Origin of the sequence: Shewanella zhuhaiensis, from assembly GCF_022484835.1 — a bacterium.
Lineage (GTDB): Bacteria > Pseudomonadota > Gammaproteobacteria > Enterobacterales > Shewanellaceae > Shewanella > Shewanella khirikhana.
Genome location: NZ_JAKUDL010000001.1, coordinates 304,328 through 320,529, shown reverse-complemented (window position 1 = coordinate 320,529; position 16,202 = coordinate 304,328). Strand labels below are relative to the sequence as shown.

The following is a 16,202-nucleotide window of genomic DNA, read 5'->3' as shown; positions in this document are numbered from 1 at the left end:
GCGCAAACCCCTCGCTGCTTCATGGCAACAGCCCAGAAACCCACGAGCAACAGAGCTGCATCATCGAAATAACAACCCAATAATTAAAAGTGGATCTTGATCACTGAACGGCCCAAAACCCATTCAATATGGGCATGTTCGGCCTTGCCGCTGGCATTTTTCGGTACCCTCATTGCTTATAAGTTGTTCAGGCAGGGAGCGTACTTTTATGAACAGATCAAGGCTGCGCCGAGCTGGTTTCGGCTTCGCTGTATCTATCCTTTTCATCCTGACTGTGTTGCCTGTTTCGGCAGAAGAGCCCCCGGCAACCGACGCCATTCCGGTCACCGCCCAGCCGGTGAAAAAAGCATCCTTTCGCGATGTCAGCAACGAAGTCGGCAAGATTTCCGCCATCGATTCGGTGGAGCTCGGCTTTAGCCTAAGCGGCAGCGCAAGGCTGGTTGCGGTTTACTTTAACGACGGTGACAAGGTCCAGCAAGGAGAGTTAATTGCCGAGCTCGACAGCACCAAGGCCAGGGCGGAGCTGGACATGGCCCGCAGCAATCTGGCACTGGCCAAATCCAAACTGGTGCGCACCCGCGAGCTGCTGGCCAAAGAGCCTGGCTCGCTCTCCAAACAGGATGCCGACGAGCTGGAAGAGGCGGTGAATCTAGCCAATGCCGAGTTCAAACTCAAGGCCGCCGAGCTCAATGATTACTATCTTCGCGCCCCCTTCGACGGCCAGCTGAGCTCCTTTAAACCTTCCATCGGCGCCCGGCTTAAGGAAGCCGATCCTCTGGTCACCCTCTACCGGGTGGACTCGGTGGAAATCCGCTACGCCCTGGGTCAGGAGGATTTTGGTAAGGCCGCCAGCGGGCAAAAGGTACAGGTCAAGGTCGAGACCTACAAAGACCGTAGCTTCGAAGGCATCGTCACCTATGTCGCGCCCGTGGTGGATGAAAGCTCCGGCCGGGTAGCTGTGCATGCGTCGCTGTCGAATCCGGACTACGCCCTCGCCCCCGGCATGTTCGCCAGCGTCAAACAAATCTTTCGCGAAAACATCGAACGCCTGTTGGTGCCGCAAAATTCCGTGGTCGCCAAAGACAAGGAGCGCTTTGTTTGGGTGGTCAGCGGCGATAGGGTGAAAAAGCGCAATGTCACCCTGGGAAATAACACCAACGATGGTGATGTTGTGGTTACGGCTGGCCTGCAGGCCTCTGATATGGTGGTGAAAACCGGCATTCAGAACCTTACCGAGAATGCCAGGGTCAGGTTAGTGCCAGACAAACCCGCCGACACACAGGAGAAGCACTGATGCGTCTGCCGGAAATTTGTATTCGTCACCCTATATTTGCCACAGTGATCAGTATCATGATGATACTGCTCGGGCTGGTTTCATTCGATAAGCTGCCGATTCGCTACTTTCCCGATTACAAGACCCATTCGGGCTCGGTGCACGCCAGCATAGATGGCGCCAGCGCCGAGTTTATGTCGGAAAACGTAGCCAACAAGCTTATCGATGTGGCCTCAAGCCTCGATAAGGTCAACACCACCAGCACCGATTGCCGCGAGGCTAGCTGCACCCTGTCGATTAAGTTCAATGACGATGTCGATGATGTCGAATACACCAATTTAATGAACAAGTTGCGCTCCAGCGTGGAAGCCATTGAAGACTTCCCCCAGAGCATGACCGACAGGCCCAGGGTGACCGACGACACCTCAGCCAAGAACGCCACCAGCAATATCATCAGCTTTATCAGCCTTGGCAATACCGACAAACAGGCGCTGGCAAATTACATTCGCCAGCAAATTGTGCCCAGATTCAAGAATCTGCAAGGTGTTGGCGGCGTATGGGGGCCCTATGGGGGCTCACCTCAGGCGGCACGGGTTTGGCTCAACCCGGCGCAAATGAAGGCGCTGAATATCACCACCGCGCAGGTAGTGCAGACACTGCGCGCTTACAACAGCGCTTTCACCTCGGGCACCATAGTTGGCAAATCCCGGGATATTTCGATTAACCCCTTAAGTCAGGTGAAAAATATCGATGATATCCGCGATCTGGTTATCCGGGTCGACAACGGCAACATAATCCGCATCAAGGACGTGGCAGAGGTGGTGATGGGCGAGCGTTACCTGCGGCCAAGTCTGCTGAGCATCAATGGCCATCCGGGGATGTCGTTGCAGATCCTGCCGCTGGCCAACGCCAACCCGGTTGCTGTGGCCCGAACCATTAAGGCCGAAGTGGAAAAGATCCAACAGGATCTGCCCAAGGATCTCAAAATGGAGATGGTTTACAACCAGGCCAACTTTATCGAAACAGCGATTGATGAAGGCTTTTCGGCACTGGTGGAGGCCGTGGTGCTGGTGTCACTGGTAGTGTGGCTGTTTCTTGGCTCGCTGCGGGCGGCCTCGATCCCGATTGTCACCATTCCCGTGTGTGTGATTGGGGTGTTTGCCGTTATGGCCTGGCTGGGGTTCAGCATTAACGTGCTCACTATTCTGGCCATCATTCTGGCTATCGGTCTGGTGGTGGATGATGCCATTGTGGTGGTGGAAAACTGCTATCGTCACATCGAAAAAGGCGAAACGCCCTTTAATGCCGCCATTAAGGGCTGCCAGGAAATTATCTTTCCAATCATAGTCATGACCCTGACGCTTGCCGCCGTCTACCTGCCAATTGGGTTGATGTCAGGCCTCACCGCCGATCTGTTCCGTCAGTTCTCCTTCACCCTGGCAGCCGCGGTGCTTATCTCCGGCATTGTAGCGCTCACACTGTCACCTATGATGAGCGCCTACCTGATCAAACCGGCAGAAGCACATCCCGACTGGTTCCAAAAGGTAGAGCAGACTCAGGAGCGGCTGATACGTCTCTATGCCGGCGAGCTGGAAAAGTGGTTTGAGCGCAAACGTCTGATGGCGGGCATAGCCCTGCTGCTGGTATCTGTGGGCGCCCTGCTCTATTGGGCCATGCCCAAGGTGTTGTTGCCCGCCGAAGACACCGGCTTTATTGAGGCCGTCCCCAAAGGCCCCACCGGGGTTGGCCGCGAGTACCACCTTAACCACAGAGATGAGTTGAATGCGCTGATGGATGGCAATGCCAATGTGGCGGCCAATCTGTCTTACATCGAGGGCAGTCCTACCAACCATGTGCTGTTGAAGCCCTGGGATGAACGCAGTGACACCGCCGCCGACGTCATAGACCAACTGATAACCAAAGCGCAGCAGCTTCCCGCCTATAACATGTCGTTCAATGTTCGCGCCGCCGATGGATTGAATATTCCCACCAATCTGCAATTGCAGCTGACCACATTGAATCGCGATAAAGAGGCCCTGGACGCCACAGCTGCCAAGGTTGTTACCCTGCTGGAGCGCTACCCGGGGCTGACCAACGTCAACAACTCCACAGTGCGGGATAAAATTCGCTTCGACCTGTCCATCGACCGCAATGCCGTCATCCTCTCCGGTGCCAGCTATGCCGATGTAACAGACGCGCTATCGACGTTTCTTGGTTCGGTAAAGGCGGCCGATTTGCATGCGCAGGATGGGTTTACCTACCCCATTCAGGTTCAGGTGAACCGGAAAATGCTCGGCGATTTCCACGTATTGGAAAAGCTGTATGTGATTACTGAATCCAAGCAGGCACTGCCGCTGTCGCAGTTTGTCACCATCAAACCGGCAACGGCCGAGTCCAATATCAAGACCTTTATGGGCCGCGACAGCGCCCTTATCAGCGCCAGTTTAATGCCGGGCTATTCTCCGGATGAAGTGAAGCAATGGCTTGATGAGCAGCTGCCAAGCGTACTGGCCCCATCGCAAAGTTACGCTTACAACGGCATTATCAAAGAGCTGATGAACGCCCAGGCGGGTACTCAGTCGCTGTTCCTGCTGGCGCTGGTGTTTATCTACCTCATTCTGGCGGCGCAGTTTGAAAGCTTTGTCGATCCCCTGATCATCCTGCTGACGGTCCCCCTGTGCCTGGTGGGCGCCCTGCTTACCTTAAGCCTGTTCGGCCAGAGCATGAATATCTACTCGCAGATAGGCTTGCTGACACTGGTGGGGCTGGTGACCAAGCACGGTATTCTGTTGGTGGAGTTTGCCAACAAGCAGCGTTTGGCGGGCAAGAGTGCCAGAGAGGCCGCCATTGCCAGCGCCCGTTCGCGGCTAAGGCCGATTCTGATGACATCGCTGGCAATGATCCTGAGTGCGATCCCGCTGGCAATCGCGTCGGGGCCGGGCTCGCTTGGACGGGTCAATATCGGCCTGGTGTTGGTGGGCGGCCTGCTGATGGGCACCTTCTTTTCGCTGTTTGTGGTGCCGGTGGCATACCTTGCAATGAGCGAACTGAAGCAAAAAGACGTGCTCGCTAAACTGCGAGGCAAAATTTAGCAGCGAATGTCTTACGCAGGCGCTTTTTAGCGTGGATAAACGACTGACCGGGGCACTTGGATTTAAGCCCCGGCCAGCTCAGTTACTTTTTCGGGCTTGAGCCGCGCACATTCAGCGCCACCGGCAGCCGCTGCAACCCGGGCACCTGCTGGCCGTGGCGGATATTGTCCAGCACGCTGCACACGGCGGCGCCTATGGCATCGGCATCGATGGCGATGCTGCTCAGGGCAGGCGTCATCAGTTTCGAGTCGTCCAAATCGTCAAAGCCGACAATGGCCATATCCTCACCGGGCTTAAGCCCCTGCTGGCGCAGCTGCTCAATGGCGCCGTAGGCGACAATATCGGTAAAGCACACCAACGCCTCGGGGCGCTGTGATGATGCGAGCAGCTCAGCCATGGCAAGGCGGCCGCCATGACGATTGGTCAGTGCTGTCTCCCACACTCCTGCAGGTTCAAGTCCGGCTTCTGCAAGCGCGGCCTTAAAGCCCGCCAAACGCTCTCCGTAGTCTGAAATATGCTGATTGCCGCCAAAAAAGCCGATACGGGTATAACCCTGGCTCAGCAGATGACGGGTCGACGCCAGGGTGCCGGCATGGTTATCGGGCAGCACTGTGGGCACGCTCGCCCCCGACACTTCCCGCATGATATGGATAACCGGCACTGCGGCGGCCAGCCTATCCACCCAGCCTGCCTCTGTGCCGGGCGCAGGACAAATCACGAAGGCCGCCACATTGTATTCTTTGAGGCTTTGCACCAATTGGCTTTGGGTATCTTTGTCTTCACCCGAGTTCACCAACATGGAAAACAGCCCCATCCGGCGAATATTGGCCTCGAGCCCCACCGCCAGCTGCGCTGAGTAGGGGTTGGTCAGGTCGTTGATGACTATCGCCACCAGATTGGAACGTTTACCCCGAAGCGATGCCGCCTCACGGTTGTACACATAGCCAAGTTCAGCCATGGCCGCCTGCACCTTGTCACGGGTGGTGGGGTTGACCTTGTCACTGCCCTGCAGCACCAGAGATACCGTGGATTTGGAGACGCCCGCCGCCTTGGCCACATCAATTACAGTGACATTTTTTCTTGTGTGTTTTGCCTGCATGCCAGTTCCCTGAGTCTGGTCTGAAGAGTCGCCTGAGCGTGAAAAAGGATTGAATTATAACCAGTCAAAATTTATATTAACACAAATTGGAACGTTCCAAATGTGTTTTATACATACTAACCCATTGCCTAAAAAAGAAAACAGCAAGGAGCCCTGCGGATGGGAATGTTAACAAAATGGTCGCTGCTGACCGGCGTAATGCTGGGCAGCCTTCAGGTGCAGGCCGGGGATCTGACCCAGTGGGTCGACCCCTTTATTGGCACCGGCGGTGATGGCCATACCTTTCCCGGCGCCGTGGTGCCCTTCGGCATGGTGCAGTTAAGCCCCGACACCGACAACCCGATGCGCGGCGTCTCGCCCCAAAGTGAAATCTACAAACGCTGCGCCGGTTACCACTATGACGACAGCACCATAATGGGTTTCTCCCACACCCACTTCAGCGGCACCGGCCACTCGGATCTGGGCGATTTGCTCATCATGCCAATGACCGGCACGCCCAAAACCGAACCAGGCACCGCGGCCGACCCTGACAGCGGCTACCGCTCCCGCTTCAGCCATGAGGATGAAGAAGCCTCCCCCGGCTACTACAGAGTAAAACTCACCGATTATCAAATCGATGCAGAGCTTACCACCACCGCCCGCACCGGCATGCACAGGTACAGTTTCCCCGAGACCGACCAGGGTCATGTGCTGATTGACCTGACCCACGGCATCTACAACTTTGCCAACAAGGTGATTTGGAGTGATGTGCGGGTGGTGGACGACAATACCCTCATCGCCTCGCGCCGCAGCAACGGCTGGGCCGCTGAGCGCCCCATGTACTTCGCCATCCGCTTCTCCCGCCCCTTCGACGACATTGAGCTTATCAACGAAGACAACGCCCGCTACCGCTGCATGGGCTGCCTCGACAAGAAAGATGGCAAACACTCCACCATAGTCAACAGCCGTATTCCCTTCACCGCCGGCAAGGCGGTCAAGGTGCTGGCCCGCTTCGATAACCCGCATCAGGCACCGCTTTTGGTCAAGGTAGGCGTATCGGCCGTGGATAAAAGCAATGCGCTGGAAAACTTAAACAGCGAGCTGCCCCACTGGGATTTTGACAAGATACGCAGCGATGCCAAGGCCGCTTGGCAAACCGAGCTTGAACGGATGGAAGCCAAGGGCGACCGTTCGCAAAAGCGCCAGTTTTACACTGCGCTTTATCATGCTTTGCAGGCGCCCAGCCTGTATCAGGACGTCAATGGCGAGTACCTGGGCGTTGACGGTGAAATCCATAAAGCTGACTTTACCCACTACACCCTGTTTTCACTGTGGGACACTTACCGCGCCCTGCATCCGCTGCTGACGCTGGTGTCGCCCGAGCGCGTACCCGACATGATTAACTCCATGCTGGCCCACTATGATCAGAGTTATGACCGCATCCTGCCGATTTGGTCGTTTCACGGCCACGAAACCTGGACCATGATTGGCTACCATGCAGTGTCGGTCATCAGCGACGCCTGGCAAAAGGGCATTCGCGGCTTCGATGGCAAGCGGGCACTGGATGCGATGACGGCCACCGCCAACCACCCCAATTACGATGCCATTCCTGAGTACCTGAAATACGGCTACGTGCCCATGGATGTGCTGCCAGAGTCTGTGTCCATCACGCTGGAATACGCCTACGATGACTTTGCCATCGCCCGCATGGCCGAAAGCATGGGCGAGACTGCCGTTCGCGATGCGTTCGATAAGCGTGCCCAAAGCTGGCGTAATGTGTTTGATCCTGAGACTCAATTTGCCCGCGGCCGCGACAGCCAAGGCAACTGGGATAAAGACTTTGATGTAGAAGAAGCCAAGTACATGGGCCCCTTCACCGAGGGCAACAGCTTCCAGTACAGCTTCTACGTACCCCACGATGTGGCGGGGCTTATCGACATCAAGGGTGGCGACGGCGCCTTTATCGAGCGTTTGGATGAGCTTTTCACCCGCCCGCTGCACGCCGACAAAATTAAAGAGCATGAAGACATTGCCGGTTTGATTGGTCAATACGCCCACGGCAATGAACCCAGCCATCATATTGCTTATTTGTACAATCATGCCGGTGCCCCCTGGATGACCCAGGCGCGCATTCGTCAGATCATGGATACCCTGTCCAACGACACCCCATCTGGCCTTGCCGGAAACGACGATGTGGGCCAGATGTCGGCCTGGTATCTGTTTTCCGCCATGGGTTTTTACCCGGTGACGCCGGGAGACATGACCTATGTCATTGGCGCGCCGCAGCTGCCGGAAGTGACCCTAAAGCTGAGTAACGGCAAGCGCTTTAAGGTCATCGCCAAGGGGCTGTCCAAGGACAATCTGTACATCGCCAGCGTAAGCCTCAATGGCAAGCCGCTAAGCCAAAGTTACCTGCACCATAACGACATCATGGCCGGTGGCGAGCTGGTTTTTGAGATGGCAGCCACACCGAACAAAGCCTGGGGCAAGGCGATTACTGCGCGCCCCAAGGCCATGAGCCCTTACAAAAACTAAAAACGTCCACCGTCAAAAGCGAAATAGGACATAAAGGACAGACAATGCACACACCTCGTACCCTCATCGGCCTCGCCGTTACTTCAGTGCTGGGCGGCCTCGCGCTCAGTGGCTGCGGCAGCAACGACTCAGACACCCATGGCAACCAAGGCGACAATCCGGCCAAAAATCAGGTCGCGAACACACCCAACTGGGTGACTCAGCCGGTCGATTTTGTTAACCCTCTGATTGGCAGTCAGGGCGTATTCAACCATCGCCAGGCCGCCAACGTGGCCGTGGGCGCCTCGCTGCCCTTTGGTATGTTCAACTTTGGCCCTGAGCACGCCTACACCGAGGCACTGCTGAGCGAAAGCGAAGGCTTGAAAAAGCGGGTACTGGAAGAGAAGGTACGCATTCCGGTGTCGCCGGGTGGTTACAACTACGACGCCACCCGCGTCAAGGGCTTCAGCTTTACCCGGCTGTCCGGCACCGGCTGCCTTGGCGCCTCCGGCGAAGTGCCTGTGCTGCCGTTTTTGGAGCCTATCAAGCACTCACCCGACACAGATTTGATGGATGCTTACTACAGCGTGGGTTACAGCCACGCCAATGAAAGCGTGCGCCCCGGCAGCTACCGCATCACCCTTGATAACGGCGTGGGCGTGAACTTAAGCGCCTCCGAGCGCAGCGGCATCGCCGAGTTTGATTTCCCTAAAAATGCCGATGCCAAGCTTCTGTTCCGCACTGCCTACAATCAGCTAGGCAGCGAAAAGGCCAGCACCCGCTTTAATCCCGAAACCGGCGAAATCACAGGTTCTGTCACCAGTGGCAACTTCTGCGGCTATCTGGGCGACGCCAACCGCTACAGCTATTACACCCTGCACTTTGTCGCCAAACTGGACGTGCCCGTAACCTCCAGCGGCGGCTGGCAAGATGACAAAATGCTGCCGGGCGCCAGCTACAGCGAGGGTGGCACCGGCTACGGCCCCAAGGGCGTGCCCGAGCTCGGCAAAGGCTCAGGCCTGTGGCTTGAGCTTGATACCGCAGCGCAGCAAAAAGTCACCCTGCGGGTTGGCATCTCTTACGTGAGCGAAGCCAATGCCCGTCAAAACCTGATTGCCGAGCAAGCCCATAAGGACTTTGCCGCCATAGAAACGGCGGCCAATCAACGCTGGAACAAGACCCTGGCCAAGGTTGCCGTTGCAGCCAACCCAGAGGCCGACAAAGACCGGCTCACCACCTTTTACACCGCGCTGTATCACGCCCTGCACCACCCCAATCTGTTCAGTGACGTTAACGGCGAGTACACCGGCTTCGATGGCAAGGTGCATAAGCTGAGCGCAGGTCAGGCCGCGCAGTACGCCAACTATTCCCTCTGGGATGTATACCGCTCGCAGTTGCAGCTGATCAGCCTGATGGAGCCCAAAATCGCCTCCGACATGGCCCAGTCGATGCTCAATCAAGCCAATCAATATGGCGGCGTATGGGACAGATGGACCCACAACTCGGGCGCGACCTCGGTAATGTCCGGCGACCCGTCCACCATCGCCATCGCCAACTTTGTCGCCTTCGGCGCCGATGACTTTGCCGTCAACGAGGCTTATCAGTCTCTGTACCAGGCCGCCACCAAGCCGACTCAGTTTGACCTTGGCAACACCGGCTGCCCGGTATTCTGCCGTGGCCAGCGGCCTTCGCTGGATCAGTGGTTGTCGCTCAACTACATTTCCGACCAATCCAATAGCTGGGAAGGCGCCAGCGAAACCCTGGAGCAGGTAAGCGCCGACTTCGCCCTGTCGCAGCTTTCCGCGAGCCTTGGCCATGTGAGCCAGAGCAAACAGCTGCTTAAGCGCGCAGACTACTGGAAAAACCTCTACAACCCCAAGGCCACCGCCGAGCTTGGCTACATTCAGGGCCGCAACAAAGACGGCAGCTGGAAGGCCGACTTCGACCCGGCGAGTCCGCACCTGTTTGTTGAGGGCAGCCCAGCCCAGTACCTGTGGATGCTGCCCTTTGATGGCGCTGGCATGTCAGCGCTGCTGGGCGGTGATGCCGCAATGGAAGCACGGCTCGATAGCCACTTTATCAAGCCAGATGGCAGCTATGTGCTGTTCCGCGATGATGCCTTCTTTGCCGATGTATCCAACCAGCCGTCCATCAACAGCCCCTGGATGTACTTGCACACAGGCGCCGCCTATAAAACCCAAAAGGTGGTGCGCGAGACCCTGAACACCCTGTGGCTGCCAACGCCAAAAGGCATTCCTGGGCAGGACGATTTGGGACAGATGTCATCCTGGTATGTGTTCTCGGCGCTTGGGCTTTACCCCATGCTGCCGGGCCGCGCCGAACTGGTTCTGGCCGCCCCCGTGTTTGAAGCCGCCGAGATAGGCAAGCTCAGCATCCGCGCACCCGGCGCCAGCAACGACAGACTCTATATCGATGAAATAGTGCTTAATGGCAATCCCAGCCTGAAAAGCTTTATTCCGGCCGATTACGTAGAGCGAAAAACCAGCCTGGAATTCAAGCTTTCAGACAAGCCGAACCCGGCCTTTGGCCAGGCCAAGACCGACCGTCCGCCTTCATTTTCACTGACAGGAAACTAAGCCATGGCCTTCGTTTCATCCACCTCATCCCACAGCGGAAGTGCTCTGCCGACCCAGAGCCATCAGCAACTGCTGTTTGGCGCCATGACCAGTTTGTTTTTCATCTGGGGCTTTATCACGGCGCTGAACGATATTCTGATCCCGCATCTGAAGGGGATATTCGAGCTCAGCTACACCCAGGCGATGCTGGTGCAGTTCTGCTTCTTTGGCGCCTACTTTCTGGTGTCACCGCTGGCGGGGCTTATCATCGCCCGCATCGGCTACCTGCGGGGTATCATCTTTGGCCTGTGCACCATGGCCACAGGTTGCCTGCTGTTTTACCCGGCCTCCAGCCTGGAGGAATATGAGCTGTTCCTGCTGGCGCTGTTCGTGCTGGCCTCGGGCATTACCATTTTACAGGTTTCCGCCAATCCGTTTGTGGCTCGCCTCGGCCCAGAGCGCACCGCCGCCAGCCGCCTCAATCTGGCCCAGGCACTGAACTCCCTCGGCCATACGCTGGGTCCCCTGTTTGGCAGCCTGCTGATTTTCGGCGCTGCCGCTGGCACCCACGAAGCGGTGCAGTTGCCCTATCTGCTGCTGGCCGCTGTGATAGGCATTATTGCGGTGGGCTTTATCTTCCTTGGCGACAAGGTCAAACACACGGATATGGGAGTGGACCATCGCCACGCCGGTTCGCTTCGAACCCATAAACGCCTGTTGCTGGGCGCGCTGGCGATATTCCTCTATGTGGGCGCAGAGGTGTCGATTGGCAGCTTTTTGGTGAACTACTTCGCCGAGCCGAGCATTGGCGGTTTGGATGAAAAGAGCGCTGCGGATCTGGTGGCATGGTACTGGGGCGGCGCCATGCTCGGCCGCTTTGCAGGAGCTGCCCTTACCCGCCGCTTTAACCCGGCCATGGTGCTGGCGGCCAATGCCGTGTTTGCCAACCTGCTGTTGATGCTCACCATCATCTCGACCGGCGAGATGGCCATGGTGGCTGTGCTGGCAGTGGGCTTTTTCAACTCCATCATGTTCCCCACCATCTTCACTCTGGCCATTGAAGGCCTGGGCGAGCTTACCAGCAGAGGCTCGGGTCTCCTGTGTCAGGCAATCGTGGGCGGCGCCATTCTACCGGTTATCCAGGGTTTTGTGGCCGACAATGTCGGCATTCAATTGAGCTTTATCGTACCAACACTTTGTTATCTCTATATTTGCTGGTATGCCTTTTTTGCCCGTCAGCGGCCACACGGAGAAACTGTGTCATGAGTAAAAGGGTGCTGTGCTTCGGTGAAGCCCTAATTGATTTTTTGTGTACCGGCAGCGATGAAGACGATGGCCTGATGTTGCCCTGCTTTCGCCAATACCCCGGCGGCGCCCCGGCCAATGCCGCAGTAGCGGTGGCCAAGCTCGGTGGCCATGCCCGTTTTGCCGGATTGGTTGGCAAAGATAAATTCGGTGACTTTCTGGCCAATTCGCTGGCCCGTTACGGCGTGGATATCAGCCTGCTTGGGCGCCACGTTTCTGCGCCTACCTCACTGGCTTTTGTGCATTTGAACGATGAGGGCGACCGCAGCTTCAGCTTTTACCGTGATGGCGGCGCCGACACCCTGTTTGATGCCACCGCAGTGGATAACAGCTGGTTTGAAAACACCGCCATCTTACACCTGTGCAGCAACACACTCACCACGCCCCAAAGCGCAGAAGCTACCCTGTCGATTGCCGACAAAGCCATTACCACCGGGCTTTACGTGAGCGTGGATGTGAACCTGCGCCACAACTTATGGCAAGGCAGCCTCGCCTGCAAAGAAACTGTGATGCGCCTGGTGCACAAGGCCCATGTACTCAAGTTTGCCAGGGAGGAACTTGAGTATTTGGCAGACGCCAATCAGCTCGACTTTATCCAAACCCTGCTCGATTCCGGCTGCAGGTTGCTGCTGGTTACTGATGGCGGCAATCCGGTACGCGCCTTTTTCGGCAAACAATGCCTCACCTTAGCTGCGCCCAAAGTGGATGTTGTGGACACCACCGCCGGCGGCGATGGTTTTATCGGCGGCCTCTTGTATCGCATCGCCCGCGATGGACTGAATAGCCTGCTCGAAACAGAAGCAACCCTCAAAGATGCCCTTGGCTTTGCCATTGGCTGCGGCGCACTGGCGGTAAGCCGCCCAGGCGCCTTCCCGGCACTGCCGGGGCTCGCCGAGGCAGAGGTGTTTCACGCCTCAAAAAGTGGTGCCTGAGGCGCCATCGTTGACGATGATTGATCCCACAAGCCCTGCTTACATTGTTGGCGGGGCCTGATTTCAAGGAATTCTATGAACTTCTACAGCCGTGACTTTTTACTGTCCCATTCCCAAAGCATTCTGGATTTTTACGACCCACGGGTACTGGATGCCAGCGGCGGTTATTTTCACAACTACTATGACGACGGCAGCCTGTTTGACCCGGGGTTTCGCCAGCTGGTAAGCAGTTGCCGCATCATAGTGAATTACGCCCGCGCCGCAGAGGTGCTGGATAAACCTGAGTATCTGGCCCACGCCCGCCATGGCCTGAACTACTTGTTGGATGTTCACCTGCGCGCAGACGACAAATTCGCCTGGACCCTCAGAGACAACAAGACAGAGGATATGACCCAACAGGCCTATGGTTATGCCTTCGTGCTACTGGCATTTGCCGCCTGCCGTAAGGCCGGCATTTTGAAAGACAACGATAAGCTGCTGTGGATCTTCAAGTTGTTGGAGCAGCGCTTCTGGCAACCGGAATATGGCCTCTATGCCGATGAAATCAGTGCCGATGGCGTGCTGTCTGACTATCGCGGCCAGAACGCCAACATGCACCTGTGTGAAGCCATGATCGCCGCCTTCGAAGCCAGCGGCGAAGGTCGCTTCCTCGACCGTGCCATGGAGATTGCCGACAAGATTGCCAACCGTCAGGCGGCGCTCACCGGCGGCATCATCTGGGAACACTTTACCCCTGAATTCGCCATCGATTGGGACTACAACAAGGACGATCCCAAGAACCTCTACCGCCCCTGGGGCTTTCAGGGCGGCCACCAGACCGAGTGGGCCAAACTGCTGCTGTCACTCGCCCGCCACAGCCATCAATCCTGGCTGATAAGCCGCGCCAAAACCCTGTTCGATACCGCCTTTGACAAAAGCTGGGACAAGGAACACGGCGGCATGGTGTATGGCTTCGGCCCGGATGGCGAATGGTGTGACGACGACAAGTACTTCTGGGTGCAGGCAGAGAGCTTTGCCGCAGCCGCCATGCTGTATCAGCAAACCGGCGAGCAAAAGTACCTCGATGCCTATAACGCCCTGTGGGACTATGCTTGGCAGCATTTTGTTGACCATGAACACGGCGCCTGGTTCAGGGTGCTGTATCGCGATAACCGCAAATATTCCAACGAAAAAAGCGCTGCCGGTGCCAAGTGTGACTACCACACCCTGGGCGCCTGCTTCGATTCCCTGCGGGATCTTGAATAAACCGCAGCATCACTAAACAAGCGAAGCCTAAGCATCGAAAACAGCAAGAACTGCAGCCCGACATCACCGAGCCCAAGTTGAAGCGGCCCCCCTCCCGCTTCTCTCTTTGCCGCCTCTTATAACTAAGAGGCGGCTTTTTTATGTTGGGGCAAGAAAAATAAAGCCAGTGGCGCACCACACAAAAAAGACGCATCAACCGGACCAAGCCAGGTTACTGCGATTATTTTCGCTAGCCCCAAAAAACAAAAAAGCCAGCTCAAGGCTGACTTTTAAGTTGGTACCAGAGGTCGGACCGACGGGGCTGGCCTTCCAGCCGACACGCGGCGGAACGGGTCGATTAGGTACCGAACCCAAAAACAAAAAAGCCAGCTCAAGGCTGACTTTTAAGTTGGTACCAGAGGTCGGACTCGAACCGACACGCTTTTAAGGGCGGGGGATTTTGAATCCCCTGTGTCTACCAATTTCACCACTCTGGCATCATATTGTGTGGTCGTAACCGAATTCGGCCATCGACTCTGGGCATGGATTATACCTGTGCCCAATCACTTGGCAAGCCCTTTGCCCGAGTTTCAAAGACTCAGGCCATCAATCGCTTAAAAAATACGCCAAGATACTCAGTCTGCCCCCATACGAACCAAAAAGTCGCTGTAGGCACGGTCACTGCCCTGAATGTGGTCGAGCAGCCAAGCCTTGAGGAAGCCCATCAGCTCATCCGAGACGTCTTCGCCGCGGCCAACACGGCGCTGGAACTCCAGCACCTGAGTCACCAGCTTGTGGTGCTCGGCAATGTGCTCCTGGCTATGGGGGTAGCCGAAGCGGGCAAACAGCTCTTCTTCATAGCTGAAATGGTTGGCGGTGTAGTCCACCAGCCCCTGTACAATCCGTTTGATCACTTCGATACCGTAGCCTTCTTGCATGGCACGGTGCAATTCGTTTATCAGGGAGATAAGCCGTTGATGCTGACGGTTAATCTCGGCCATGCCCACATCCAGCGTTGGCCCCCAACTGACAAAGCTTTTAATACTGTCTTTGCGGCTTCTGTCGATATGGAAACGGTTGAGCAGCGAGCCAATTTCCTGCGACATATTAAACAGCTTCAGGCTGGCCAGGTTGTTGCGATTGGTGTTTTGGGCATTGTCGGCCGCCTGGCGTGAAATAGAAGAAATGGAGTCGTTGATAAGCTCCGCCACCTGCTGCTGATGCTCGGAGGCACTGGCTATCTGATGGCTCATTTGAGTAATTTCCGACACCTGCGACACTATCACTTCAAGGGCTTCGCTGGCTTCTGTAACCAGGGTGCGGGTTTCTTCGGCCAGACTCACCGAAGCATGCATTACGCTGACGCCTTCACGGCTACCCGCCTGCAGAGTTTGAATTTGCTGCTGAATTTCCACCGTGGCTTCTGAGGTGCGCTTGGCAAGGTTACGCACTTCGTCGGCAACCACGGCAAAGCCACGGCCATGCTCGCCTGCGCGGGCACTTTCAATGGCCGCATTCAGCGCCAACAGATTGGTTTGTTCCGCCACCTGTGAAATGGTATCGATAATGCTGCTGATATTGGCGGCATCATGGGCCAGACGCTCAATCACCTGCTCGCTCTGGCTGATTTGTTCGGTCATGGCATTGATTCGGCCTACTGCCTCGGTCACCACCCTTCCACCCTGCACGGCGCGGGATTTGGCTTCATCCACGGACGAGGCAACCCGGGCGGCATTGGCCGAGATGTCATGCACTGTATTGACCATTTGCGCCATGGAAGATGCAGCTTCTTCGGTACGCTGCTCCTGAGAGGCCACCCCTTTGGCCGCCACATCACTGACCTGCTTCAAATCGGCAGCCACCAAATTCATCGATTCGCTGGTGTCCATCAGTGCCGATACAGTACGACCAACGTCCTCAGACATCCTCGCCAGGCCGCGCGCCACCAACTGATATTGGCCCTGCTGCTCCACTGGGATGCTGCGGGTTAGATCGCCATCCCCGAGATGCGATGCGTCCTGTTCCAGCGCCGCCAGCAACTGACGATTCCGCCAAAGCCCACCGGCAGCCAGTAACCCGGCAACCACAATTAGCAAAGGCTCAAGCCAGAGTCCGTGCGCCAACAAAAGCAGTGTTGCAATAGCCAGCACAATGGCGGCAAAAGGATAAATGGCTTTGTGTTCAAGCAATGCTGACATGCCTAGTCCC

Annotated in this window: 9 protein-coding genes and 1 tRNA gene; 7 read left to right on the top strand and 3 right to left on the bottom strand. The window is 56.5% G+C overall.

What is annotated here, in order from left to right:
* The first annotated feature begins 208 nt into the window (after positions 1 to 208).
* Both MJ923_RS01335 and MJ923_RS01330 read left to right on the top strand, forming a co-directional pair.
* Positions 209 to 1,294 carry an efflux RND transporter periplasmic adaptor subunit gene (locus tag MJ923_RS01335; RefSeq protein WP_240589576.1) on the top strand — a complete coding sequence of 362 codons (1,086 nt, stop codon included), beginning with the start codon at positions 209 to 211 and terminating at the stop codon, positions 1,292 to 1,294.
* Complete coding sequence (locus MJ923_RS01330; protein WP_240589575.1) at positions 1,294 to 4,365, top strand: efflux RND transporter permease subunit; 3,072 nt, start codon at positions 1,294 to 1,296, stop codon at positions 4,363 to 4,365. Before MJ923_RS01335 ends, MJ923_RS01330 begins: the two co-directional genes overlap by 1 nt.
* 82 nt (positions 4,366 to 4,447) lie before the next feature.
* Here MJ923_RS01330 and MJ923_RS01325 read toward each other — a convergent pair whose 3' ends face one another.
* A complete protein-coding gene (locus MJ923_RS01325; protein WP_240589574.1) occupies positions 4,448 to 5,464 on the bottom strand; it encodes a LacI family DNA-binding transcriptional regulator in 1,017 nt (338 codons plus the stop codon).
* Positions 5,465 to 5,623: 159 nt separating this feature from the next.
* Here MJ923_RS01325 and MJ923_RS01320 point away from each other — a divergent pair, with 159 nt between their 5' ends.
* From MJ923_RS01320 to MJ923_RS01300, 5 genes are all read left to right on the top strand, one after another.
* Positions 5,624 to 7,978, top strand: coding sequence for a GH92 family glycosyl hydrolase (locus tag MJ923_RS01320; RefSeq protein WP_420854401.1), 2,355 nt, complete (start codon positions 5,624 to 5,626; stop codon positions 7,976 to 7,978).
* A gap of 44 nt (positions 7,979 to 8,022) precedes the next feature.
* Entirely contained in the window at positions 8,023 to 10,554 is a 2,532-nt protein-coding gene (locus tag MJ923_RS01315) for a GH92 family glycosyl hydrolase (RefSeq protein ID WP_240589573.1), read from the top strand.
* A 3-nt stretch (positions 10,555 to 10,557) separates the two neighbouring features.
* Positions 10,558 to 11,799 carry a sugar MFS transporter gene (locus MJ923_RS01310; protein WP_240589572.1) on the top strand — a complete coding sequence of 414 codons (1,242 nt, stop codon included), beginning with the start codon at positions 10,558 to 10,560 and terminating at the stop codon, positions 11,797 to 11,799.
* Positions 11,796 to 12,770: a carbohydrate kinase family protein gene (locus MJ923_RS01305; RefSeq protein ID WP_240589571.1), complete on the top strand. Its 975-nt coding sequence runs from the start codon at positions 11,796 to 11,798 to the stop codon at positions 12,768 to 12,770. The genes MJ923_RS01310 and MJ923_RS01305 overlap by 4 nt, the downstream gene beginning before the upstream one ends.
* A gap of 75 nt (positions 12,771 to 12,845) precedes the next feature.
* Complete coding sequence (locus MJ923_RS01300; RefSeq protein ID WP_240589570.1) at positions 12,846 to 14,015, top strand: AGE family epimerase/isomerase; 1,170 nt, start codon at positions 12,846 to 12,848, stop codon at positions 14,013 to 14,015.
* A 389-nt stretch (positions 14,016 to 14,404) separates the two neighbouring features.
* Here the strand turns inward: MJ923_RS01300 and MJ923_RS01295 are convergent.
* Both MJ923_RS01295 and MJ923_RS01290 read right to left on the bottom strand, forming a co-directional pair.
* Positions 14,405 to 14,491, bottom strand: a tRNA-Leu gene (locus MJ923_RS01295).
* A 138-nt stretch (positions 14,492 to 14,629) separates the two neighbouring features.
* Entirely contained in the window at positions 14,630 to 16,192 is a 1,563-nt protein-coding gene (locus MJ923_RS01290) for a bacteriohemerythrin (protein WP_240589569.1), read from the bottom strand.
* Positions 16,193 to 16,202: the final 10 nt, after the last annotated feature.